20 protein-coding genes and 1 pseudogene are annotated in these 21895 nt (G+C 69.8%); 15 read left to right on the plus strand and 6 right to left on the minus strand.

Annotated elements, in window-relative coordinates; translation table 11 throughout:
- Positions 1 to 101: 101 nt before the first annotated feature.
- Positions 102 to 2288 carry a (Fe-S)-binding protein gene (locus KI388_RS00840; protein ID WP_215087539.1) on the plus strand — a complete coding sequence of 729 codons (2187 nt, stop codon included), beginning with the start codon at positions 102 to 104 and terminating at the stop codon, positions 2286 to 2288.
- 28 nt (positions 2289 to 2316) lie between these two features.
- Here KI388_RS00840 and KI388_RS00845 read toward each other — a convergent pair whose 3' ends face one another.
- Positions 2317 to 2613: a hypothetical protein gene (locus KI388_RS00845; RefSeq protein WP_215087540.1), complete on the minus strand. Its 297-nt coding sequence runs from the start codon at positions 2611 to 2613 to the stop codon at positions 2317 to 2319.
- A 95-nt stretch (positions 2614 to 2708) separates the two neighbouring features.
- On the opposite strand from KI388_RS00845, the gene KI388_RS00850 reads away from it, so the two are divergent.
- The 12 genes from KI388_RS00850 (at position 2709) to KI388_RS00905 (ending at position 14116) form a co-directional block, all read left to right on the plus strand.
- Positions 2709 to 3347 (plus strand): IS6 family transposase, encoded by a 639-nt coding sequence (locus KI388_RS00850; protein WP_215087541.1) that lies wholly within the window; start codon positions 2709 to 2711, stop codon positions 3345 to 3347.
- Positions 3348 to 3542: 195 nt separating this feature from the next.
- Positions 3543 to 4568, plus strand: coding sequence for a PstS family phosphate ABC transporter substrate-binding protein (locus KI388_RS00855; RefSeq protein WP_215087542.1), 1026 nt, complete (start codon positions 3543 to 3545; stop codon positions 4566 to 4568).
- 57 nt (positions 4569 to 4625) lie between these two features.
- Complete coding sequence (gene pstC, locus KI388_RS00860) at positions 4626 to 5600, plus strand: phosphate ABC transporter permease subunit PstC (RefSeq protein WP_215087543.1); 975 nt, start codon at positions 4626 to 4628, stop codon at positions 5598 to 5600.
- On the plus strand, positions 5600 to 7378 hold the full coding sequence (gene pstA / locus KI388_RS00865; RefSeq protein ID WP_215087544.1) for a phosphate ABC transporter permease PstA: 1779 nt from the start codon (positions 5600 to 5602) through the stop codon (positions 7376 to 7378). The genes pstC and pstA overlap by 1 nt, the downstream gene beginning before the upstream one ends.
- 1 nt (position 7379) lies before the next feature.
- Complete coding sequence (pstB, locus tag KI388_RS00870) at positions 7380 to 8222, plus strand: phosphate ABC transporter ATP-binding protein PstB (RefSeq protein WP_215087545.1); 843 nt, start codon at positions 7380 to 7382, stop codon at positions 8220 to 8222.
- A complete protein-coding gene (phoU, locus tag KI388_RS00875; protein ID WP_215087546.1) occupies positions 8223 to 8924 on the plus strand; it encodes a phosphate signaling complex protein PhoU in 702 nt (233 codons plus the stop codon).
- A 48-nt stretch (positions 8925 to 8972) separates the two neighbouring features.
- Positions 8973 to 9434 carry a low molecular weight phosphatase family protein gene (locus KI388_RS00880; RefSeq protein WP_215087547.1) on the plus strand — a complete coding sequence of 154 codons (462 nt, stop codon included), beginning with the start codon at positions 8973 to 8975 and terminating at the stop codon, positions 9432 to 9434.
- 55 nt (positions 9435 to 9489) lie between these two features.
- Positions 9490 to 10542 carry a sodium:calcium antiporter gene (locus KI388_RS00885; protein ID WP_215087548.1) on the plus strand — a complete coding sequence of 351 codons (1053 nt, stop codon included), beginning with the start codon at positions 9490 to 9492 and terminating at the stop codon, positions 10540 to 10542.
- A 60-nt stretch (positions 10543 to 10602) separates the two neighbouring features.
- Positions 10603 to 11022 (plus strand): cobalamin B12-binding domain-containing protein, encoded by a 420-nt coding sequence (locus KI388_RS00890; protein WP_215087549.1) that lies wholly within the window; start codon positions 10603 to 10605, stop codon positions 11020 to 11022.
- Positions 11023 to 12198: a methylmalonyl Co-A mutase-associated GTPase MeaB gene (gene meaB / locus KI388_RS00895; protein WP_215087550.1), complete on the plus strand. Its 1176-nt coding sequence runs from the start codon at positions 11023 to 11025 to the stop codon at positions 12196 to 12198.
- 114 nt (positions 12199 to 12312) lie between these two features.
- Positions 12313 to 13266 carry an alpha/beta hydrolase gene (locus KI388_RS00900; protein WP_215087551.1) on the plus strand — a complete coding sequence of 318 codons (954 nt, stop codon included), beginning with the start codon at positions 12313 to 12315 and terminating at the stop codon, positions 13264 to 13266.
- Positions 13267 to 13399: 133 nt separating this feature from the next.
- A complete protein-coding gene (locus tag KI388_RS00905; protein WP_215087552.1) occupies positions 13400 to 14116 on the plus strand; it encodes a response regulator in 717 nt (238 codons plus the stop codon).
- Between the two features lie 29 nt (positions 14117 to 14145).
- Here KI388_RS00905 and KI388_RS00910 read toward each other — a convergent pair whose 3' ends face one another.
- Entirely contained in the window at positions 14146 to 14664 is a 519-nt protein-coding gene (locus KI388_RS00910; RefSeq protein ID WP_215087553.1) for a DUF4442 domain-containing protein, read from the minus strand.
- A 427-nt stretch (positions 14665 to 15091) separates the two neighbouring features.
- On the opposite strand from KI388_RS00910, the gene KI388_RS00915 reads away from it, so the two are divergent.
- Positions 15092 to 16114: a TIGR00269 family protein gene (locus tag KI388_RS00915; RefSeq protein ID WP_215087554.1), complete on the plus strand. Its 1023-nt coding sequence runs from the start codon at positions 15092 to 15094 to the stop codon at positions 16112 to 16114.
- A gap of 35 nt (positions 16115 to 16149) precedes the next feature.
- Here the strand turns inward: KI388_RS00915 and KI388_RS00920 are convergent, their stop codons facing one another.
- The 4 genes and pseudogenes from KI388_RS00920 to KI388_RS00935 form a co-directional block, all read right to left on the minus strand.
- Positions 16150 to 17235, minus strand: coding sequence for a hypothetical protein (locus tag KI388_RS00920; RefSeq protein WP_251133173.1), 1086 nt, complete (start codon positions 17233 to 17235; stop codon positions 16150 to 16152).
- Complete coding sequence (locus tag KI388_RS00925) at positions 17232 to 18332, minus strand: glycosyltransferase family 4 protein (RefSeq protein ID WP_215087555.1); 1101 nt, start codon at positions 18330 to 18332, stop codon at positions 17232 to 17234. The genes KI388_RS00920 and KI388_RS00925 overlap by 4 nt, the downstream gene beginning before the upstream one ends.
- Positions 18329 to 18705: pseudogene (locus tag KI388_RS00930) on the minus strand (6-carboxytetrahydropterin synthase). The gene KI388_RS00925 and the pseudogene KI388_RS00930 overlap by 4 nt, the downstream one beginning before the upstream one ends.
- Before the next feature lie 123 nt (positions 18706 to 18828).
- Entirely contained in the window at positions 18829 to 19698 is an 870-nt protein-coding gene (locus KI388_RS00935; protein WP_215088706.1) for a hypothetical protein, read from the minus strand.
- 136 nt (positions 19699 to 19834) lie between these two features.
- On the opposite strand from KI388_RS00935, the gene KI388_RS00940 reads away from it, so the two are divergent.
- Positions 19835 to 21841, plus strand: coding sequence for an aldo/keto reductase (locus KI388_RS00940; RefSeq protein WP_215087556.1), 2007 nt, complete (start codon positions 19835 to 19837; stop codon positions 21839 to 21841).
- Positions 21842 to 21895: the final 54 nt, after the last annotated feature.

Raw genomic sequence — 21895 nt, forward strand, 5'->3', positions numbered from 1 at the left:
GGCGCCGCGGAGGCGACTCGGGTCCCGAAACCGCGTGAACGCCGAGCGACGACCACCTCGTCGTGGCAAGTTTTAACCTCACCGTATCCCGGTGATCGATCATGACTCCCCTACAGGCGGCCACCCGAGAGACCTTCTGGACGATCGGTCCGGTGGGGAAGGCGGCGTTCTACTGGCTCGCCGCCGTCGCGGTCCTCGTCTTCCTGTATGGCGTCTACGCCCGGTTCGCGGCGTACGCGCGCGGGAGCGCGGACCCCAGAGACCGGCTGTCGAACCTCCCGGGCCGCGTCGTCGCGGCGACGAAGACCGTCCTCTCGAACGAGAACCAGTTCGACGGCGACCGCTACACGGGCGTGATGCACACGTTCGTGCTGTGGGGGTTCCTCGTCTTACTCGTCGCGACGACTATTCTTGGCATCGACATCGACCTCTACCGCCCGCTCACGGGCGAGTCCTTCTGGGTCGGTGACTTCTACCTCGCCTACCAGTTCGCCGTCGACGCGTTCGGCCTGCTGTTCGTCGTCGGCGTCGGCATGGCCGGCTACCGGCGCTACCGGAACCGCGACGGGCGGCTCTGGGGGAAACACACCTCGCTGGAGGACGACGCGTTCCTCTGGACCCTCTTCGCACTCGGAGTCGGCGGCTTCCTCGTCGAGGGCGTGAGCATGGTCGGGCAGCCCCAGCGCGCGACCGAGACGGTGAGCTTCGTCGGGATGGCGCTCGCCACCGGACTGGAGACGGCGGGACTCACCGCCGCAGGCGCCGAGGCGATATACGGCGCCCTCTGGTGGAGCCACTCGCTTTTGGCGTTCGCGTTCGTCGCGTGGATCCCGTACGCGAAGCCGTTCCACATGATCTCCTCGTTCGCCAACGTCGTCGCCCGCGACGAGCAGGCGGGCGCGCGGCTCCCGAACGTCCCCGCCGACCTCGATCACACCAACGCCGAGTCGCTCGACGACTTCACGTGGAAGGAGCTGCTCGACGGCGACGCCTGCACGAAGTGCGGCCGCTGTACCGACGCCTGTCCCGCCGACACGGTCGGCCGGAACCTCGACCCGCGGAACGTCATCCTCGACCTGAAGTCGTACCGCGAGTCGGTGAGCGACGACCCGGTGGCCGGGTCGGGTCCCGGGAACGGGACGATGGCGACCGACGGCGGAACCGCCGCCGCCAGCGACGGCGGCACGGTCCCCATCGTCGCGGACGAGGGCGGCGTGGTCGACGCCGAGTCGATGGAGTCGTGCATGTCCTGTATGGCGTGTATGGACGCCTGCCCGGTCGACATCGAACACCTCACCTCCTTCACGAAGATGAACCGCCAGCTCGTCGACGAGGGGGCGGTCGACTCGAACCTTCAGGACGTGTTCCAAGACGTCATGCAGAAGGGGAACACCTTCGGGGAGTCGCAGTCGACACGGGGCGACTGGGCGGACGACCTCGACGACGTCGAGGTCCCGGACGCCCGCGAAAACGAGGTCGAGTACCTCTGGTACGTCGGGGACTACCCGAGCTTCGACGACCGGAACAAGAAGGTGGCCCGCGCGCTCGCTCGGCTGTTCGACGAGGCGGACGTGTCGTTCGGCATCCTCTTCGACGACGAGAAGACGGACGGCAACGATATCCGCCGGATAGGCGAGGAGTTCCTCTACCTCGAACTCGCCGGGCACCACGTCGAGACGTTCGCGGACTGCGAGTTCGAGAACGTCGTCTGTACCGACCCGCACTCGTACAACACCATCAAAAACGAGTACCCCGAGGTCGACTTCGCGGAGTTCGCGGACGACCCGATGATGCCGTTCGATCGCGAGGCGCCGTGGAACCCGGAGGGAGAAATCGACGTGTTCCACTGGACGCAGGTGGTCGAAGAACTCGTGAGCGAGGGGCGACTCGACCTCTCCGGCGACGAATTAGAGTACACCGTCACCTACCACGACCCCTGTCACCTCGGCCGGTACAACGACGAGTACGAGGCGCCCCGAGAGCTGATCAGGGCGACCGGCGCCGACCTCTACGAGATGCCCCGCTCGCGGGACGACTCGTTCTGCTGTGGCGGCGGCGGCGGCGGGCTCTGGACCGAACACGACGAGGAGGTCAAGCCGAGCGAGGAGCGCCTCCGGGAGGCGGTCGAGGACACCGACGCGGGCGCCGACATCGAGAAGTTCGTCGTCGCCTGCCCGATGTGTACGACGATGTTCGAAGACGGCCGGAAGACGGGCGACTTCGAGGACGACGTGGAGATAGTCGACGTCGCGGAACTGCTGATCGAGGCGGTGGAGGCCGGCTCGTAACGGCTGGGGGACTTTCAAACGCCCGTCGCTACGCGCGCCCCGACAGCGCGTCCGCCGCGTCGTCGGTGCGACGCAGCAGGGCTCGTCCGGGAGCGCGGTCGCGGACCGGCGCGTTGCCGAGATAGTCGACGAGCGCGTCTCGCAGCAGGGCGACGTCCTCGTCGTCGAGCGCCGCCCCCCGCTCTATCGACTCGATCGGGCGATGGTACGGCGTCTCGTCGTCGGTCGCGTTCCGTGCGGCGTCGAGCAGCGCGGCGTGAGCCACCCACGCCTCCTCCCGGGTGGTCGTCGGCGCCGGCGGCCCGTCGGTCGTGGGAGGCGTCATTCGTCCGGCTTCTCCCGGTACGGGTACTTAAAACCACGTCCCGATTCGCCCGTCGCGTTAAGTTAGAGGATGAGGCGCTCGACTTCAGAGTGTCTATGGCCGAAACCGAGCGCCTCAGCGAACGTATCGCGTGGATCGACTTGTCGTTTGTGGAGCGAGATCGAACGCCGCGATGGGCGATTGAAGTAGGGATCCGCTGTCACTTGGCCGGTATGTCATTGCGAGAGGTAAGTAAGCATCTTGAGCTGTTTGGGATCAAGCGGAGTCACGTCGCGATCCATAACTGGGTTCATAAGGCCGAACTACAGCCGATCTCGACCGTCTCCGAGGATCAAATCGCGGTTGACGAAAAGATGATCCGCCTCCACGGCCAGAAGTTCTGGCTGTACGGCGCGGTTGATCCGCAGACGAACGAGATCCTTCACGTGAGTATCTATCCGACCGCAAATAAACAGACGACGCGATGGTTTCTCACCGAGCTTCACCGGCGCTATCAGCTCGATAGCGTGGAATTTCTCGTCGATGACGCAGACTATCTCGGATCAGTTCTCGATGAAGACGGCTATCGATTTCAAGTCATTCAACATGGAAATCGGAATGCTATCGAACGTGTCTTTTGGGAAATAGAACGACGAACATCATCGTTTGCGAATAGTTTCAGCAATGTCGCGCTAGAGACAGCTCAAAACTGGCTAGAAGCCTTCGCCGTCTACCACAATTCACGCCAAACTTAACGCGACCGATTCGCCGTCGGAGCCGACGCCGCGGACCGTCCGTCCGCCGCCCCTTCCGACCGATCGACCGCGCCGGCCGAAGAATATACATCTCTATATAGGCTATGTACACACATATAGCCGTACCGGGCCGTACCCGCCGCCACGTACCACACATAGCATACTACTTAACGGGAACTCGCCCAGCAACAGGTGATGGCTTCAAGCCACGACGCGGACACAGCGGGGATCACTCGGCGGAAATCGCTCGCGGCGCTCGCCGGCGCGGGGGCGCTCGGACTCGCAGGGTGTACCGAGACCGAGGGGGGGGACGGCTCCGGCGGCTCCGACGGTTCCGACGGTTCCGACGGCTCCGACTCGCTGTCGGGCGCGATCAACATCGCGGGGTCGAGCACGGTGTTCCCCCTGATGAGCGCGGTCATGGAGGACTTCGCCGAGCAGCACCCGCAGGTCGACCCGGACATCAGCTCCACGGGGTCCGGCGGCGGCTTCTCGAACTTCTTCTGTGTCGGTGAGACCGACTTCAACAACGCCAGCCGGCCGATCCAGCCGGAAGAAGAGGAGCTGTGCGCCGAAAACGGCGTCGAGTACGTCGAGCTGATCGCTGCGACGGACGCGCTCACCGTCGTGATCAACAACGACAACGATTTCGCGACGGAGATGACCGTCGACGAGCTCTCGCAGATCTGGCAGTCCGACGCCGCCGAGCTGTGGAGCGACGTCCGCGACGAGTGGCCCGACGAGGAGATCGAGCGGTTCGGCGCCGCCGACACCTCGGGGACGTACGACTACTTCATCGAGAACGTGATGGGCGAGGACGGCCACACCGACGACTATCAGGCCACCGAGCAGGACAACACCATCGCTTCGGGGGTCGAGGGCAGCGAGTACGCGATCGGCTACTTCGGGTTCGCGTACTGGTTCCAGAACCAAGACCAGATCACGCCGGTCGCCATCGACAACGGCGACGGGCCGGTCGAGCCGAGCCTCGAGACCGCGTCCTCCGGCGAGTACGCCCCGCTCTCGCGGCCGCTGTTCACCTACACGAAGATCGAGGCGCTCGGTGAGGAACACATCGCGGAGTTCGCCCGCTACTTCGTCGAGCAGACGACTAACGAGGACCTCGTCGCCGGCGACGTCGGGTACGTCCCCGCGACCGAGGAGACGCAGCAAGAGCAGATGCAGATCCTCGAAGACGCGATCGAGCAGGCGCAGGGCTGAGACCCGCGTCATGAACCGGTGTATTGATTTACGACAGCGTGCGATACCCGACCGTCCGTGACAGATAGCACCGAGAGTCCGGATCTACAGCGACGGAGCGGGCTCACACGACTGAAGGAGGGAACTTACGGCGGGTTCTTCGCCGCGTGCGCAGTAATCACGCTGCTCACGACGGTCGCAATCATCGCGACCCTGTTGTCGGACGCGGTGATGTTTTTCGCCGAGGTACCGATCCGCGAGTTCCTGACCAGCACCAGTTGGAGCCCGAACCCGCGCGGGGGCGGGCAGACGTTCGGTATCGTCGCGTTGGTGATCGGGACGCTCACCGTAACGATCACGGCCGCGTTCGTCGCGCTGCCGCTCGGAACGCTGACCGCGATATACCTCAGCGAGTACGCGACGTCGAACGCGCGCTCGATACTGAAACCGCTCTTGGAGATCCTCGCCGGCATCCCGACGGTCGTGTACGGCTACTTCGCGCTGGTGTACGTCACCCCGGCGCTGAAGGCGACGCTGTTCCCGGAGATGAGCACGTTCAATGCCCTGTCGGCGTCGCTGATGGTCGGAATAATGACTATTCCCATGGTCTCGTCGATCTCCGAGGACGCGATGAGCGCGGTGCCGGACGACCTGCGGCAGGCCGGCTACGGCCTCGGCGCGACGAAGTTCGAGGTGTCGACCGGTATTGTGGTTCCGGCATCCATCTCCGGGATCGCCTCATCGTATATCCTCGCCGTCTCGCGCGCAATCGGCGAGACGATGATCGTCGTTGTCGCGATGGGGGCGCAGGCGCGGATGCCCGCGGTTCGGGAGGGGCTCCTTGGGGTCCCGTACATCAACCCCGCCGACACGCTTCTCGACTCCGGAATGACGATCACCGTCGCGATGGTACAGATCGCCGGCGGGGACCTGACTGGCGGGACAATCCCGTACGACGCGATGTTCGCGCTCGGACTCACGCTGTTCGTGGTGACCCTCGTAATGAACGTTCTCAGTGACATCATCGCGGAACGGTACCGGGAGGAGTACTGATGGCGACCGACACCGACGCCAGTCGCGTCGGGGGGTTCGGCGAGGTGAGCCGCGTCCGAGGGATCGCCTTCGAGTACCTCTCGCTCGGGGCGAGCGTGCTCGGGATCTTCGCGCTCGCGGTGCTGCTCATCTACGTCACGATCGATGCGTTCGACCTCGCGGGGGCGAACCCGCTATGGCTATTGACCTACTTCCTCACGCTCGTCGTGCCGTTCCTCGGATTCTGCCTATACAGCGCCCACGACTCGGCGTTGACGCGCCGCGCGGTCGCCGTCGGCGGCGGCGGACTCGTCGCGGTCGCCGCGGTTTTCACCGCGATCGAGACGTTCGTCGGCCGAGTCCCGCGACTCAACTGGCAGCTCACGTACCTCTTCGTCGTCGTCGTCCCGCTCACCGGATACCTCGTCTACATGGGCGCGCGCGGTCGTCCCGGGTCGGTCGGGTTCGGGCTCATCGGACGGCTGATCGGTGGGGCCGCTATCGGGATGGCGTTCAGCGTCCTCTTCTTAGTGTTCGACGAGCGGCTGTGGTTCCTCGTGTACACGCTCGGGGTCGTTCCGGCCGCTCTCGTCTACGGATACGGGCACACTCGGGACGTCTCGTCCGCTCTGACGGCCGCGCTTCCGACTGCCATCCTCGGTACGCTGCTCGCGGTGTTCCTACGCCCCATTGTCGACACGTACCCGACCACGGCGTTCATCTACCTCTGGACGCTGGCGATCCCGATCGCGGCCGCGGGAGCCCTCGTCGTCGACGCGCGATCGAGTCGGCCCAAAGCGGTCCTCGCGGGCGGCGTTCCGCTCGGACTTGCGGCCGTCGTCGGGCTCTTCGGCCGCGCAATCGGACTCGGTGTCGGCGGCCCGAACGCGCTGCTGGTCATCGTCGTTGCGGGCGTCCCGGCCGCCGTGTATCTCGATCGGGCGTTCGACGTCGGCGAGGGCGTCATCGGGCTCGGCCTCCCGGTGCTTCTCATCGCCGGTGCGCTCGCCGGCGCCGCCGTCGTCGAAACGTTCGGGATCCCGACGCCGAGCCCGTGGGTCAGCGAGACGTTCCTCACGGAGGCGCCGTCCAGAAACGCCACCGAGGCGGGACTCTATCCGGCGATCGTCGGCTCGGTGATCATCATCGCGATGGTCGCCGTCCTGTCGTTCGTCCTCGGGGTCGCGACGTCGGTGTTCCTCGAGGAGTACACCGCGGACACCGGCATCGTCGGCGCGCTGACGCGGCTGCTTCAGATCAACATCGCGAACCTGGCGGCGGTCCCGTCCGTCGTGTACGGACTGCTCGGACTGGGACTGTTCGCGAACCTCCTCGGGTTCGGGTTCGGGACTGCGGTGACCGTGTCGCTGACGCTGTCGCTGCTCATCCTCCCGATCACGATCATCTCCGCACAGGAGGCGATCCGGTCGGTGCCCGACGACCTGCGCCGGGGGTCGGACGCGATGGGCGCGACCCGCTGGCAGACGACGAAAAACGTCGTCCTCCCGGAGGCGTTCCCCGGGATTCTCACCGGGACGATCCTCGCGCTCGGCCGGGCGATCGGCGAGACCGCGCCGCTCATTATGGTCGGCGCGGCGACGACGGTGTTCAGCCCGCCGAGCAGCCTGTTCAGCAAGTTCAGCGCGATGCCGATGCAGATCTACGCGTGGGCGAACTTCCCGCAGGCGGAGTTCCGCTACGGGGTCGTCGCCGCAGGCGTTATTACGCTGTTGATCATCCTCGTCGGTATGAACGGGACGGCGATACTGCTGCGGAACCGCGCGGAGCGGGGTGACTGATATGAGTAACACCGAACCCAAGACGGAACCGAGCGACTCGCTCATCACGACGGACGTAGAGACCGAATCGAACGACCGGACCGCCCCCTCGAACCGGACCGCGGTCGCCGCGCGCGACCTGAACGTCTACTACGGCGACGAACAGGCGATCGACGACGTGTCGATCGAGATCCCCGAAAAGCGCGTGACCGCGCTCATCGGCCCCTCTGGCTGCGGGAAGTCGACGTTCCTCCGGTGTATCAACCGGATGAACGACATGATCGAGGTGTGCCGCGTCGAGGGCGACGTGGAGTTCGGCAGGAAGAACGTGTACGACGCCGACGTCGACCCCGTCGCCCTACGCCGGAAGATCGGGATGGTGTTCCAGAAGCCCAACCCGTTCCCGAAGTCGATCCGCGACAACGTCGCCTACGGCCTGAAAATTCAGGGGTTCGACGGCGACGTCGACGCCCGCGTCGAGGAGTCGCTGAAGAGCGCCGCGCTGTGGGACGAGGTGAAAGACCAGCTCGACTCCTCCGGGCTCGACCTCTCCGGCGGCCAACAACAGCGGCTCTGTATCGCCCGCGCTATCGCGCCCGACCCGGAAGTCATCCTGATGGACGAGCCGACCTCGGCGTTAGACCCGGTCGCGGCCTCGAAGATCGAGGACCTCATCGACGATCTGGCGGAGGAGTACACCGTCATCATCGTCACGCACAACATGCAGCAGGCGGCCCGCATCTCCGACCGGACCGCCGTCTTCCTCACCGGCGGGCGGCTCGTGGAGTACGACGACACGACGAAGATATTCGAGGATCCGGAAGAACAGCGCGTCGAGGACTACATCACGGGGAAGTTCGGATAGATGCCCCGCGAGAACTACCAAGATCGGCTCGACGAGCTCCGCGAGGACGTGGTCGCGATGGGCGAGACCGTCTGCGACCGGCTCGACGACGCGATCGAGGCCGCGGTGTCCGGCGACGACGACCTCGCTCAGTCGGTGATCGAGAGCGACCACGAGGTCAACGAGACGTACCTCGCCTTAGAAGACGAGTGTACGGAGCTCTTGGCGCTCCAGCAGCCCGTCGCGGGCGACCTCCGACTCGTCGCCGCCTCCTTCAAGATCATCACCGACCTCGAACGCGTGGCCGACCTCGCGACGAACGTCGCGGCGTACGGCGGTCCGGAGGGCGGCGTCCACGACGCCGTCGACGTGCGCGACCTCGGGGACGGCGCCCGCGAGATGGTGGCCGACGCGGTCGCCGCCTACGCCGCGAGCGACCCCGACGCCTGCCGCGAGATCGCCGCCCGCGACGACGCGTTCGACGACCGCTGTCGGCGGGCGAGCGAGGCGGTCGTCCGCGAGCTGCTGGAGGCCGACCGCGCCCGGAACGCGGCGCGCGACGGCCCGGCGCCGACGGACGGCGAGGCGCTCGAAGACTCCCTCGACGAGGTGTCGCAGGCGCTGCTCGCGGTGCGCGACCTCGAACGCGTCGCGGACCACGCGGTCAACGTCGCGGCGCGGACGCTGTACATGATCGAGAACGACGACGAGCTGATCTACTGAAGCGGGCGGGCCCGGTTCGGCCCGCTGCGGGCGGTTCCACGATCCACGATGACGACACCCACCGACACGACCGACGACGAGACGACCGACGAGACGACTATCCTCACGTTCATGTGCGTCCGCAACGCCGGGCGCAGCCAGATGGCGACGGCGTTCGCGGAGCGCGAGCGCGACCGGCGCGGGCTCGGCGACCGCGTCGAGATCCGGACCGGCGGCACCGCACCCGCCGACAGCGTTCACGACGTCGTCGTCGAGGCGCTCGCGGAGGTCGGTCTCGACGCAAACGGCCGGACGCCGCGGGAGATATCCGACGCGTCGCTGGCCGAGTCGGACTTCGTCGCGACGATGGGGTGTTCGACGCTCGAACTCGACGACGTCGACACCGACGACTGGGACCTCGAGGACCCGGGCGAGCGACCGATCGAGGCGGTCCGCGAGATCCGCGACGAGGTCGAGCGCCGCGTGGTCGCCGTCTTCGACGAGCGGTTCGGCGCGTTCGACGGCGAGTAGCTCTCCGCCTCTACCCTCCGGAAGCCATAATCGGCTTCGGGCGCAGTAGCCGAACGTGACTGTACTGCAGGAGCTCATCGGTGACCAGTCGCTCGTCGTCTGGATCGTGTTGGGGCTGATCGGGTTCCTGCTCACCTGGAAGGGCGCGAACGTCATCGAGTCGACGACCTCGAAAATCAGCGACCACTTCGGCGTCTCACAGGCTATTCAGGGCGGACTCATCGTCGCGGCTGCCACCTCGTTCCCCGAACTCGCGATCATCGTCATCTCGGTGGTCTTCCTCGGTGACTTCGGCGTCGGCGCCGGCGCGCTCATCGGGACGGCGGTGTTCAACATCTTGGTCATCCCGGCCGCCGTCTCGATCACGAGCGGCGACACGACGACGACACAGGGGATCGTCTACCGTGACGCCATCTTCTACATGGTCGCCGTCCTCGCGCTGTTCGGCGTGATCGCCCTTGGCGTCCTCGGGACCGACGGGCGGGAGCTGGCCCGGATCTCCCCCCAGATGGGCGTCGGACTGCTGGTGCTGTACGGCGTGTACGTCATCCTCCTCGCCGGCGGCAAGAGCGGCGCGTCGGATATGAAGCGGACGGAATCGACGAACCTCCCGAAACAGGCCGGGCTGTTCGCGGCCGGCCTCGCCGTCGTGCTCGTCGGCGTCGAGTCGATGGTCACCATGACGGTACAGCTCTCGGACGCGCTCGGCGCGCCGTCGTTCCTCGTCTCCGTGACGGTGCTGTCCGCGATGAGCTCGTTCCCCGACCTGCTCGTCGGCGTGAAGATGGGCAAGGCCGGCGACAAGCGGGCGGCGGTCGCGAACGTCTTCGGGACGAACACGTTCAACCTCGTCGCGGCGCTGCCGATCGGCGTCATCCTCGCTGGCGGCGTCTCCATCGGCTTCCTCACCTCCGTGCCGCTCCTGTTGTTCCTGTTTTACACCACCCTCGTCGTGGTGGTGATGGCCGCGACGGACTTCGAGATCACAACCGAGGAGGGGTACGTCTTCCTCGCGATGTACGTCATCTTCATCGCGTGGATGACGACCGAGGCGCTCGGGATCACCGCGTTGCTGACCGAGTCGACCCTCCGGACGATCGTCGGGTGAGTCGGCGGTCTATCCCCATCTTCCGTTAGAATCAAGCGGGCACGCGACCCAGAGGGTGGTATGAGCGCCGAACAGCAGGAGCGCGCCGTCCGGTGTCTGGTCGCGAAGGTCGGGCTTGACGGCCACGATCGGGGCGCACACGTCATCGCGCGGGCGTTCCGCGACGCCGGCTTCGAGGTCGTCTACTCCGGGCTCCACCGCGCGCCGGAGGACATCGTCCAGGCGGCGGTACAAGAGGACGTCGACGTGCTCGGCATCTCGATCCTCTCGGGCGCGCACAACACGCTCGTTCCGAAGGTGATCGAGGGGCTCAAAGAGTACGAGGCGTTCGACGACACCCTCGTGCTCGTCGGCGGGATCATCCCGGACGAGGACGAGGACGAACTGAAGGGGCTCGGCGTGGCCGAGGTGTTCGGGCCGGGGACGCCGATGGAGGAGACGGTCGAGTTCATCCGGAACAACGTCCCGGAGCGCGCGTAGATGGCCGGGCCGGACGCACCCGCGTTCGCGGACGCGCCGACGCTTTCGGACGCCGACGCGGCGCTCGTCGAGGAGCTGCTCGCGGGGAGCCACCGCGCGCTCGCTCGCGTGATCACCAAAATCGAGAACCGAACGCCGGGGTACCGCGCGATCGTCTCCGCGCTCCACGAACACACCGGCGGCGCCGACGTGATCGGGGTCACCGGCTCGCCGGGCGCCGGGAAGTCGACGCTGGTCGACAAGCTAGCCGCCGCCTACCGCGACCGCGGCGACACGGTCGGCGTGATCGCGGTCGACCCCTCCTCGCCGTACACCGGCGGGGCCGTCCTCGGCGACCGGATCCGGATGGGGTCGAACGTCGGGGACATGGACGTGTTCTTCCGGTCGATGAGCGCGCGCGGCCAGCTCGGCGGCCTCTCGACCGCGACCGCGGACGCCGTGAAGGCGCTCGACGCCTTCGGAAAGGACGTGGTCGTGTTAGAGACCGTCGGCGCCGGACAGAACGAGGTCGACGTGGTCCGCACCGCCGACACCGTCGCGGTGTTGGTCCAGCCCGGCTCCGGCGACGACGTCCAGACGCTGAAGGCCGGGATACTGGAGATAGGCGACGTCTTCGTCGTCAACAAGGCGGACATGGACGGCGCACAGCGGACCGTCGCGGAGCTAGAGGAGATGGTCCACCGCCGCGAGGGCGGGACGACCGGCCGCGGTGCCGGCCACCACGGCGCGGCCTCGATGGCCTCGACCGAGGGAGCCGGATCCGGCGGGAGCCACCGCGACGCCGACCGCTCGACGGACTCGGCGTCCGGCGAGTCCGACGCGACCGACGCGGACTCCGCCGACTCGTGGACGCCGGACGTGTTAGAGACCGTCGCGAACACCGGCGAGGGCGTCGCGGCGCTGATCGAGGCGTTCGACGCGCACGCGTCGCACCTCCGGGAGTCCGGCGAGATCGAGGTGACGGAGCGCCGCCGGTACGCCGAGGAGATCCGCACGCTCGTGCGAGCGGACGTGGGGGCGCTCGCGACCGCGGAGATCGAGCGCCGCGGCGGGATCGACCGCCTCGCGGAGCGGGTCCGCGACCGCGAGACGGACCCGTACGCGGTCGCGGAGGCGATCGTGGGCCCGATAGCCGACTGCGTGGAGGAGGCGGCCGACCGGGAGCCCGACGACTGAGCCCCGGTCTCGCTCGACGCGGCGGGGGCCGCCGCGTCCGCGACGGTCCAGCTCGACCCCGACGCCCCCGCCGCGTCCCACGGGTATAAGTCGCCAGCGAACCAACAGTTTTCTATGAAGCTCAGGAACCTCCTCGGCAGCGCCGTCCTCGGCGTCGGCGCGCTCGCCGCGCTCAACACCGGTCTCCGGTACGAGGGCGAGTTAGAGTCCCCGCTCGACGGCGACGACGGCGTCTTCCGCTGGCGCGGGATGGACGTCGCGTACACCGAGGCGGGCGACCCGGACGACCCGGACCTCGTCTTGCTCCACGGGATCAACGCCGCCGGTTCCTCCGGCGAGTGGCGCGCGGTGTTCGACGAGTTGGCCGCCGACTACCACGTCGTCGCTCCCGACTTCCCGGGGTACGGCCGCTCCGACCGGCCGCCGCTCCGGTACTCCGCCGCGCTGTACGAGGACTTCGTCCACGACTTCCTCGCGGAGTTCGACGAGCCGGCGGTCGTCGCCTCCTCGTTGTCGGCGGCGTACGCGGTCGCGGCGGTCGACGGCGGCGACGCGGACGGCGGCGTCGCCCTCGGCGGGTTCGTCGCGGTCTGTCCGACCGCGACCGCGGGACCGAGCCCGGCGAAAGGGTGGCTCCGCGAACTGCTCCGCGCGCCGCTCGTCGGGCGGGCGCTGTTCAACGTCATCACCGCGAAGCCGTCGATCCGGTACTTCAACGCCGACCACGGCTACGACGACCCCGCGAACCCGAGCGCGGAGTGGACCGACTACGAGTGGCGCACGACCCACGTCGAGAACGCGCGGTTCGCGCCCGCCTCGTTCGTTTCGGGGAGCCTGAACAGCGAGGTCGACCTCGCCGGCGCGCTCGCCGCCCTCGACGTCCCCCCGACGATCGTCTGGGGGCGCGAGGCGACGGTGAGCCCGCTGACCGACGGTCGCGAACTCGCGGACGCCGCCGACGCGCGGCTCGTCGTCTTCGACCGCGCGCGGCTGCTCCCGCACGTCGAACACCCCGAGCGATTCGTCGAGACGGTCGAGGAGGCGCTCGTCGCGGGCACGGCGGCGTAACCCCCCGACCGACGGCGGTTCGGGCCGAGCGCTGCCGGATTGGGCCGAGTACCGCCGGGCGCCCCCGAAACCCGGTTCTCACCGCTGAACATCAGGCGAACACTAATAAGTACGGCCGCCGGCGACGACGGGCATGGCGAGCGAAACGCTTCGCGTGCTGTGTGTCGACGACGAGCCGGGACTGGCGCGGCTCGTCGCGACGCACCTCGAACGCGACGACGAACTCGACTGCGAGACCGCGGTCGAGACGCGCCCCGACGACGCGCTCCGGCGCATCGAGCGCGAGCCGTTCGACTGCGTCGTCAGCGACTACGACATGCCCAGCCTGACCGGCGTCGAACTGCTCTTGGCCGCCCGCGAACTCGACCCGGACCTCCCGTTCCTCCTCTTTTCCGCGACCGGACCGGCCGACATCGCGGCCGAGATGGTCCGCGCCGGCGTCAGCGACTACGTCTCGAAGCGCGGCGGCCCCGACGGCTACACGGCGCTGCTGCGGCGCGTCAGGCTGGCCGCCGCGGGCGGCGTCACCCTCGACGGGATCTGTACCGTGGCGCCCGACGGGACGTTCGAGTTCGTGGGCGAGGAGTACGGCTCGGTGTACGGGTACGACCCCGGGGAGTTGGAGGGGGAGCCGTGGCAGCGGCTCCACCCCGAGCCGGCGGTCGAGCACATCCAACGGAACGTCATCCCGGCCGTGACCGACGGCGAGCGGTGGACCGGGGCGAGCACGGGGCTCCGGGCGGACGGCAGTCGCTTCGCCGAGTCGAAGATGGTGAGCGCGACGGCCGACGACCGGCTGATCATCTCCGTCTCGCCGCTCGACTCGGTCCGGCAGCCCGCCGACGACTGACCGCGGCGGAGCCGACGACACCCACCGGATCAGGCGTCGCGGCGCACGTACAGCGTCTTCTCGCAGGCCGCGTGGACTTCCCCTTCCTCGTCGACGAGCGAGACGAGGTACTCGCGGTCGGTCGACTCGCCCGGCCCGAGCGCGTCGCGGATCGCCTCGGTCTCGGCGGGCGGCAGGTCGAACTCCGCGTACAGCGTGTCGCGGCCGGGCTCGATGAACTCCAGCGCGGCCGACTTGTCCCACACGGTGAACCCGTCACCCAGCGTCCGCCGAAGCATCGTCATGTAAACGGGGTCGATCGCGCCGTAGATGCTGCCGCCGAAGATGGTCCCGACCGCGTTCCGGGTGCGCCAGTTGAACGGCACTCGGATCCGGACGTAGCGCCAGTCGGCCGCGATGTGGTCGACGCGCGCGCCCGTGCCCCGGTACGCCGGCAGGAGGTTGAACCCGAGGCGCCAGAGCCGGGTCCGACGGCTCTCCGCCGGGGGGTCCTCGCGCAGCGGTCGCGGGTCGGGATCGCGGTTGACCCCGGTCGGGGAATCGCTCACGCCGATTCGCGACGCCCCGCCGACAAACCGGTATCGGAACCGGCGACAACCGGCCGGGGGTTGTCGATGTCAGACGCTCGTTTACACCAACTGCGGTGGAGTCAGTCGCCGGAGCGAGGCGGAGGCGACTGACGAGGCTGGGGAGGTGTGAGGTGCTGTGCTGGGCGGTGCGGGGCGGGACTCAAAGGGGCAGTCGCGAGGACGAAGCACGGCGACGGAAGCACCGCAGGAACGAGCGTAGCGAGTGACGAGGTGCGCAGCGAGCCGCGCGAGTCCTCGCGGCTGGGGCTTTGGAGTGGTTCGCCGTCGATCCGCCAGTAGCGGTTTACAACCGTTCGACTGGATCTTTGGCGGTGGTCTCGGCGGAGCCGTTAATCACGTAGTCGGCCCGAAACCCGTATGCCCGCGCGACCGCAACCCGACACCGATGGAGTGCGACAAGTGCGGGAGCGACGCGATCCACCACGCCGCCTACTCCGGGGCGCACCTCTGTGGCCACCACCTCCGGGAGTCGGTCGAGAAGCGCGTGAAGCGTCGGGTCCGCGAGGACGGCCTCCTCGACCCGGACGCGACCCCCGAGGACCCCGACCGCTGGGTGATCGGACTCTCCGGCGGGAAAGACAGCGTCGCCCTGACGCGGATTCTCGACGACGTGTTCGGGAAGGACCCCCGCGTCGAGATGCTCGCCTTGACGATCCACGAGGGGATCGAGGGGTACCGCGACGCGAGCGTCGACGCCTGCGTGGAACTGGCCGACGACCTCTCCTTGCGCCACGAACTGGTCTCCTACGAGGAGGAGTTCGACGTGCGAATGGACGACGTGGTCGAGGACGACCCCGAGGACATGGCCGCCTGCGCGTACTGCGGCGTGTTCCGGCGCGATCTCTTAGAGAACTACGCCGCCGAGTTCGACGCGGACAAGCTGCTCACCGGCCACAACCTCGACGACGAGGCCCAGACCGCGATGATGAACTTCCTCGACGGCGACGTGCGACAGGTGGCGAAACACTTCGACGCCTCGCTCGGTCCCTTCGACGAGCGCGCCGAGACCGACGCGTTCGTCCCGCGCGCCAAGCCCCTCCGCGACGTGCCCGAAAAGGAGATCGCCTTGTACTGCCACGTCCGCGACCTGCCGACCCACATGGCCGAGTGCCCCCACGCGGAGGAGGCGTACCGCGGCGAGATCCAGTCGACGATCCACGAGCTAGAGGAGAACCACCCCGGCGCGCGCCACTCGATCATGGCCGGCTACGAGGAGCTGTCCGCGCTCGCGGCCGAGGCGTACCGCGGGGGCGACGAGAACGGTAACGGGGCCGACGAGAACGGCGAAGACGGCGACGTGGGCGACGGCGGGGACTCCGGCCTCCGCGAGTGCGAGCGCTGCGGCTCGCAGACGAGCCGCGACGTCTGCCGGAAGTGCCGGCTGCTGGAGTCGATCGAGGCGGTCTGAGCCGTTCGCCGGGGGGAGTTACCGATCGAGGGGGGCTACCCCTCGGAGTCGACCCCGCCGAGCAGGTCGAGCTGGTGGGTGAGGTAGATCAGCTCCCCGTCGTCGACCTGCCGCCGGCGACGCGCGAGCCAGTCGTCGAGCGCGGCGGCCGGGTCGGCGCCGACGCCGCCCGCCGACGCGGCCGTCTCGTCGACTTCCTCGCCGTCTTCCCCCTCGATCAGCTCCCCGACAGCCTCCTCCACGGTGTCGAGGATGTGCCGGAGGAAGAACGCCTCGTCGCCGGGGTAGGGCGACTCGGGCGCGACCCCGCGGTCCCCGTCCGCGACCGGCCTGACCACCCAGTCCGACCCGGCGACGCCGAGGAGCGACGCGCCGTCGACCCCGCGGAGGCGCACGAGGGCGTCGCCGCCGGCGCGGCTGCTCCCGCCGGGCTTGGCGTCCATGTGCGCGTGGTAGCGCCGCTCTATCACCCGGTCGGCCGGGTGAGAGGGTCTGAACCGCGTCCCCCCGTCGAAGGTGATCGGGAAGTAGTACGTCCCGCCGGGCGCCACCGCGTCGACCAGCGTCGCTATCCCCTCGGCTTCGAGTACGTCGAGCAGCGCCATCCCGATCAGCGCGTCGCACTCGCCCGGGCGCTCCGCGGCGTAAGCGACCCCGTCGGCCGCGACCGGCTCGACGGCCACCGTGCGCGCGTCGGTCTCGACGACGAGCGGGTCGCCGTCGGTGCGCCCCGCTCCGTCAGCGACGGAGACGGACTCCCGGTCGCCCGCCCACTCCCGGATGAAGGGAGCCAGCCCGGCGAGCGCGTCCGGGTCGCTGTCGACGGCGACGTACCGCGTCTCGCCGGGCGGGAGCACCTCCCAGTCGATCAGCCGCGCGATCATCGTCCCGACGCCCGTCCCGACCTCGAACACGCGGAGGGGACCGTCGCCCGCCGCCGCGCGGTCCGCCAGCCGCTCCCGGAAGACGTCGAGGAGCCGCCGGTCGAGCGCCCGGTCGTCGACGCTCCGCTTCGCCCGGAGGTAGCGCTGGAAGGCCGCGGCGTCGGCGGCGAGGGCGTCGCCGCCGCCGTCCACGGGACCACCGTTGTCCGTGGCGCCGTCGTCTTCTCCCCCCGTCACGTCGCCACCTCTGGCTCGACGGCGTCGGGTTCGCCGGCGACCGCCGCGAGCAGCCGGCGGACGCGGGCCGTCGTCTCCTCCCAGCCCGGGTGGCGTTCGTACCGCCGCCTGGCCGCCCGACCCATCTCGGCCAGCCGCTCCGGGTCGGCCGCGAACCCGTCGAGCGCGCGGGCGACGGCGGCGGGGTCGTCCGGGTCGACGAGGACGCCCGTCTCGCCGTCCGCGACCGTCTCGTCCGCGCCGCCGGCCCGCGAGGCGACCGCGGGGAGCCCGAAGCTCATCCCCTCCAGGTAGACGATCCCGAACCCCTCGTACCGGGAGGGGACCGCGAGGACGTGGCTCGCGCGGAGCGCGTCGGCCAGGTCGGCGTCCGACAGCCGGCCGGCGAAGCGCACGCGCTCCCCGAGGCCGCGCTCGCGGACCAGCCGCCGGACGTCCGCGACGTGCCCCTCGTCGACAGCGCGCCCGACAACGGTGAGTTCGACGGCGGCCTCGGCCCGAGCCACCCCCTCGACGAGCGTGTCCAACCCCTTTCGGGGCGCGACGTTCCCGACGAAGGCGACCCGGAGGGGACCGGGGTCGGGACCGGCGAGCGACGCGGCCCGCGCCCCGATGGCCGCGTCGTCTATCGCGGGGTCGAACCGGTCGCCGGCGGGGGGAGCGACGACGGTCGCCTCGGGGTCGACGCCGAGCGCGGCGACGGCGTCGCGGGTCGCCGCGCTGTTGCAGGCGACGCCGTCGAGGGTCGCGAGGTAGCGCCGCTCGACGGCGCGGTACAGCGGCGAGAGGCGGCGCGGCTCGCTCGCGCGCAGGTGGTGGACGACGCCCACGACCGGGAACGGCAGGTCGCGGTTGGCGAGGAGTAGCGAGGGGTGCGCCAGCTCGTCTTGGAGCATCACGTCGACGTCGACGCGGAGCCGGTCCCGGAGCGCCGGGCTGGCGTTGTCGAGCAGCCCGCGCGGATACGCGCGCCACGGTAGCTCCACCACCTCCACGGCGTCGCCGGCCCGCCGGAGCCCCTCGACTAACTTCCGGTCGTAGCGGAACCCGCCCGACCGCTCGTCGAGGCTCCCGTACAGCGCGAACCCGATCCTCATACCGGCGCGTCGTACGTGGCGGCGGCCGCGTCGTCCTCCCAGACCGTCACGGCCAGTTCGGAGACCGTGTCGTCGGTCACGGTCTCGGTCACGCGCTCGAAGATCACGCGGGCGAAGCGCTCGACGCTGGGTTGTCCCCCTCGAACTCCGGGAGGTCGTTGAGAAGCTCGTCGCGGTAGCGGTCCGCGAGGTCGGCCAGCGCCGCCTCGGCGTCGTCGATGTCGACGAGGTAGTCGTGGGCGTTGAGCTCCGGACCGCGGAACGTCAGCTCCACCTCGAAGTGGTGGGAGTGGGGCACGCCTTCGGGGCCGGGATCGGGGACCGTCAGGTAGTGTTGTGCCACGAAGTCCGTCAGGACCGTCGTCGCGTACATAGACCGACACACGGGCGCGACGCACCTAAATCCGGAGGGCCGCGGAAGGGGGTGGCGGGGAATCGCCGTCGCGGGACCGGGCGAGCCCTCTCGTCGCCCGCCGTCACAGCCCGTCGCCCGCCGTCACAGGTAGCCGAGCGCTTCCAGCCGCTCCCGCTCGCCCGTCTCGCCGCGCACCCGGCTCACCGGCAGCGGCTCCGGCGGTTCGAGTTCGGGGTCGCGGGTCCCCCGGTCGACGCCCTTCGCCTCCGCCCACGGCACGGCGAGGAGGGCGGGGACGGGCGTGTACATCGGGTGGCCGTACAGCCCCCACTCCCCGAAGAGGTTGCCGTGGTCCGCCGTCACCGCGACGCGGCCGTCGACGTTGTCGACGAGCGCGGCCACCTCGGGGAGGACGTGACGGAGGTTCGCCTCGTAGGCCTCCCGGACGCGCTCCTCGGAGACCTCCCCGCGCCGGAGCGACACCCACGGGTTCCCCTCGCTGCTGTGGCTCCCGGTCCGGGCCAGCCCGTCGTCGCCGTCGAGCGGGTCCGGGACGAACGGGTGGTGGGGTTGCATGTAGTGGACGACGAGCCGGTCCGGGTCGAGTTTGCGGGCCAGCGCGACCGCCCGGTCGGTGACCGCCGCCGCCGGCACGGTGCCGACGGCGTCGTCCCACGCGTACTTCCACACCTCGTCGAGCGCGGCGAACGCGTCGGCGTCGAGGTACCGGTCGGTCCAGGTGTTGCCCGTGACCATGACCGTCCGCGCCGTTTCGGGACGACCGAGGAAGGTGTTCTCCAGCCACTCCGAGGAGGAGCTCCCGACCGACCGGACCGTCTCGACGGGGCCGAGGAAGTCGAACTCGGGAGCGACCGCGCGCAGCGCGTCGGCCCGACAGGCGTCGAGGACGACGAGGACGTCCCACTCGCGGTCGAAGGCGTTCGTCCCGTAGTCGAGCCGCCGCCCGACCGCCTGTAGCCCGCGGAGGTAGGCGGTCCCGAGGCGGCTCATGCCCGGTTCCGTCACGCCCGCGAGTTCGGCGCGAGGCGACTAAACCGCTCCGGCGGGAGCGGTCCCGTCGACCGCGCGGTCCCGCCGAACCCGCCCCCGTCGGGACACCTATACGTCTCGCCGCCCCGGTACGACCGTGAACTGTCTGTTCGTGGGGGCCGGAGCGATCGCGCCGGAGTACGCCGCCGGGCTGTCGGAGAGCGACCTGTCGCTCGCCGGCGTCGTCGACCTCGACGCGGACCGCGCGGCGTCGCTGGCGGCGGCGCACGACTGCCCGTCCTTTGCCGACTTGGAGGCGGCGCTCGCCGCGGTCGACGCGCCGCTCGTGGTGAACCTGACGAGCCACGCCGCCCACGCGCCGGTGACGCGGACCGCGCTGGAGGCCGGCCGCCACGTCTACTCGCAGAAGCCGCTCGCGCTCGACGCCGACGAGGCGCGGGGGCTGGTGGCGCTCGCCCGCGACCGCGGCCTCGCGCTCGGCTGCGCGCCCGGGACGCCGCGGGCGCCCTCGCAGCGCCGCGCGGGCCGCCTCCTCGCTGACGGCCGGCTCGGAGCGGTCGGACTGGGGTACGCCCACGCCCACGTCGGCCGCGTCACCGACTGGCACGACCGGCCCGACTCCTTCCTCGAGATCGGTCCGCTGTACGACGGGGCGGTGTACCCACTCGCGCTGCTGGTCGCGTGGTTCGGTCCCGTCGAGCGCGTCCGGGCCGCCGACGCCCTCGACGTCTGGCCCGAGCGGGAGGAGCGGCGGCCGTCGACGCCGAGCCACGTCGAGGCGACGCTCGCGTTCGCGGCGGGACCGACCGTCAGGCTGACCGCGAGCTTCTACGCGCCCCACCGGAGCCGGGAGTTCTACGGGCTGGAGCTCCACGGCGACGACGGCTCGCTGTACCTCAAGGGGACCGGCGCGATGGACGCCGACCGCGATGGCGTCCGGTTCGGTCGCGTGGGGCGGGAGTACGTGAGCGCGCCGCCGGACGCGCCGACCGAACCGTACGAGTACGTCGACGCCGTCGAGCGCCTCGCGGCGACGGTCGAGGCCGGCTCCCCCTCGCGGGCCGGCGGGCGTCGGGGCGCCCACGTCGTCGCCGTCTGTAACGCGATAGAGGCGGCCGCCGAGCGCGAGGGGTCGGTCGCCGTCGACGACTGCGGGGCGACCGCCGACCCGCCGCCCGCGCCGGTCGTCCGGCCGGCGGGGCCGGCCGGAGACGGGGCCGAGGGCGAGACCGAGCGCGAGGCCGCGGTCGCGGGCGAGCACGCGATCCGGCTCCCCGCGGTCGGCTTCGGCTGCTCGCGCTACCGCGACGGGGAGTACGTCGAGCGCGCCGACTCGGTCGCGACCGCGCTCGACGCCGGCTACCGCCTCCTCGACTCCGCGGAGCTGTACGGCAACGAACACCGGATCGGGGAGCTGCTCGCCGCGCCGGGCGCGCCGGACCGCGAGCGCGTGTTCCTCCTCGGCAAGGCGTGGCGCACCAACCACCGCCGCGACCACCTGTTAGCCGCCTGCGCGGGCAGCCGCGAGGAGCTGGGGATCGACGCGTTCGACTGCTACGCGCTGCACTGGCCCGATGCGCTCGAACACCGGGGCGAGCTGACCCGGCTCGCGGAGGAGCCGGTCGAGCGGCAGGAGGCGCTCACCTTCCCGGAGGGCGCCGACGGCGACCTCGCGACCGCCGACGTGTCGCTGGCGACGGCGTGGGAGAACCTGGAGGCCGTTCGCGACAGGGGGTGGGCGCGGACGCTGGGGATCTGCAACGCCTCGCGCGCGGAACTGGAGACGGTGCTGGCGACGGGCGACGTCGACCCGGCGCTCGTTCAGGTGGAGCGCCACCCGTACCGTCCCCGGAACGACCTCGTGGAGTTCTGTCACGAGCGGGGGATCCGAGTCGTCGCGCACTCGCCGCTGTCGGCGCCGGGCCTCCTCGACGAGCCGGTGCTGGAGTCGATCGGCGGCGACCGGGGGCTCTCTCCCGCGCAGGTCGTCCTCGCGTGGAACGCCTCCCGGGGAGTCGTTCCCATCCCGTCCAGCACGAGCGAGGCGCATCTCGTCTCGAACCTGGCGGCCGGCAGCGCGCGGCTGCCCGACGACGAGGTCGCGCGGATCGACGGCCTGCGCGACCCCGGCTTCGAGCGATGAGGGGTCGTCCTCGACGCGATCGGGTCGGTCCGGGCGGTATTCCTATGTGAAAGG

The sequence above is a fragment of the Halorubrum sp. 2020YC2 genome (assembly GCF_018623055.1).
Classification (GTDB): domain Archaea; phylum Halobacteriota; class Halobacteria; order Halobacteriales; family Haloferacaceae; genus Halorubrum.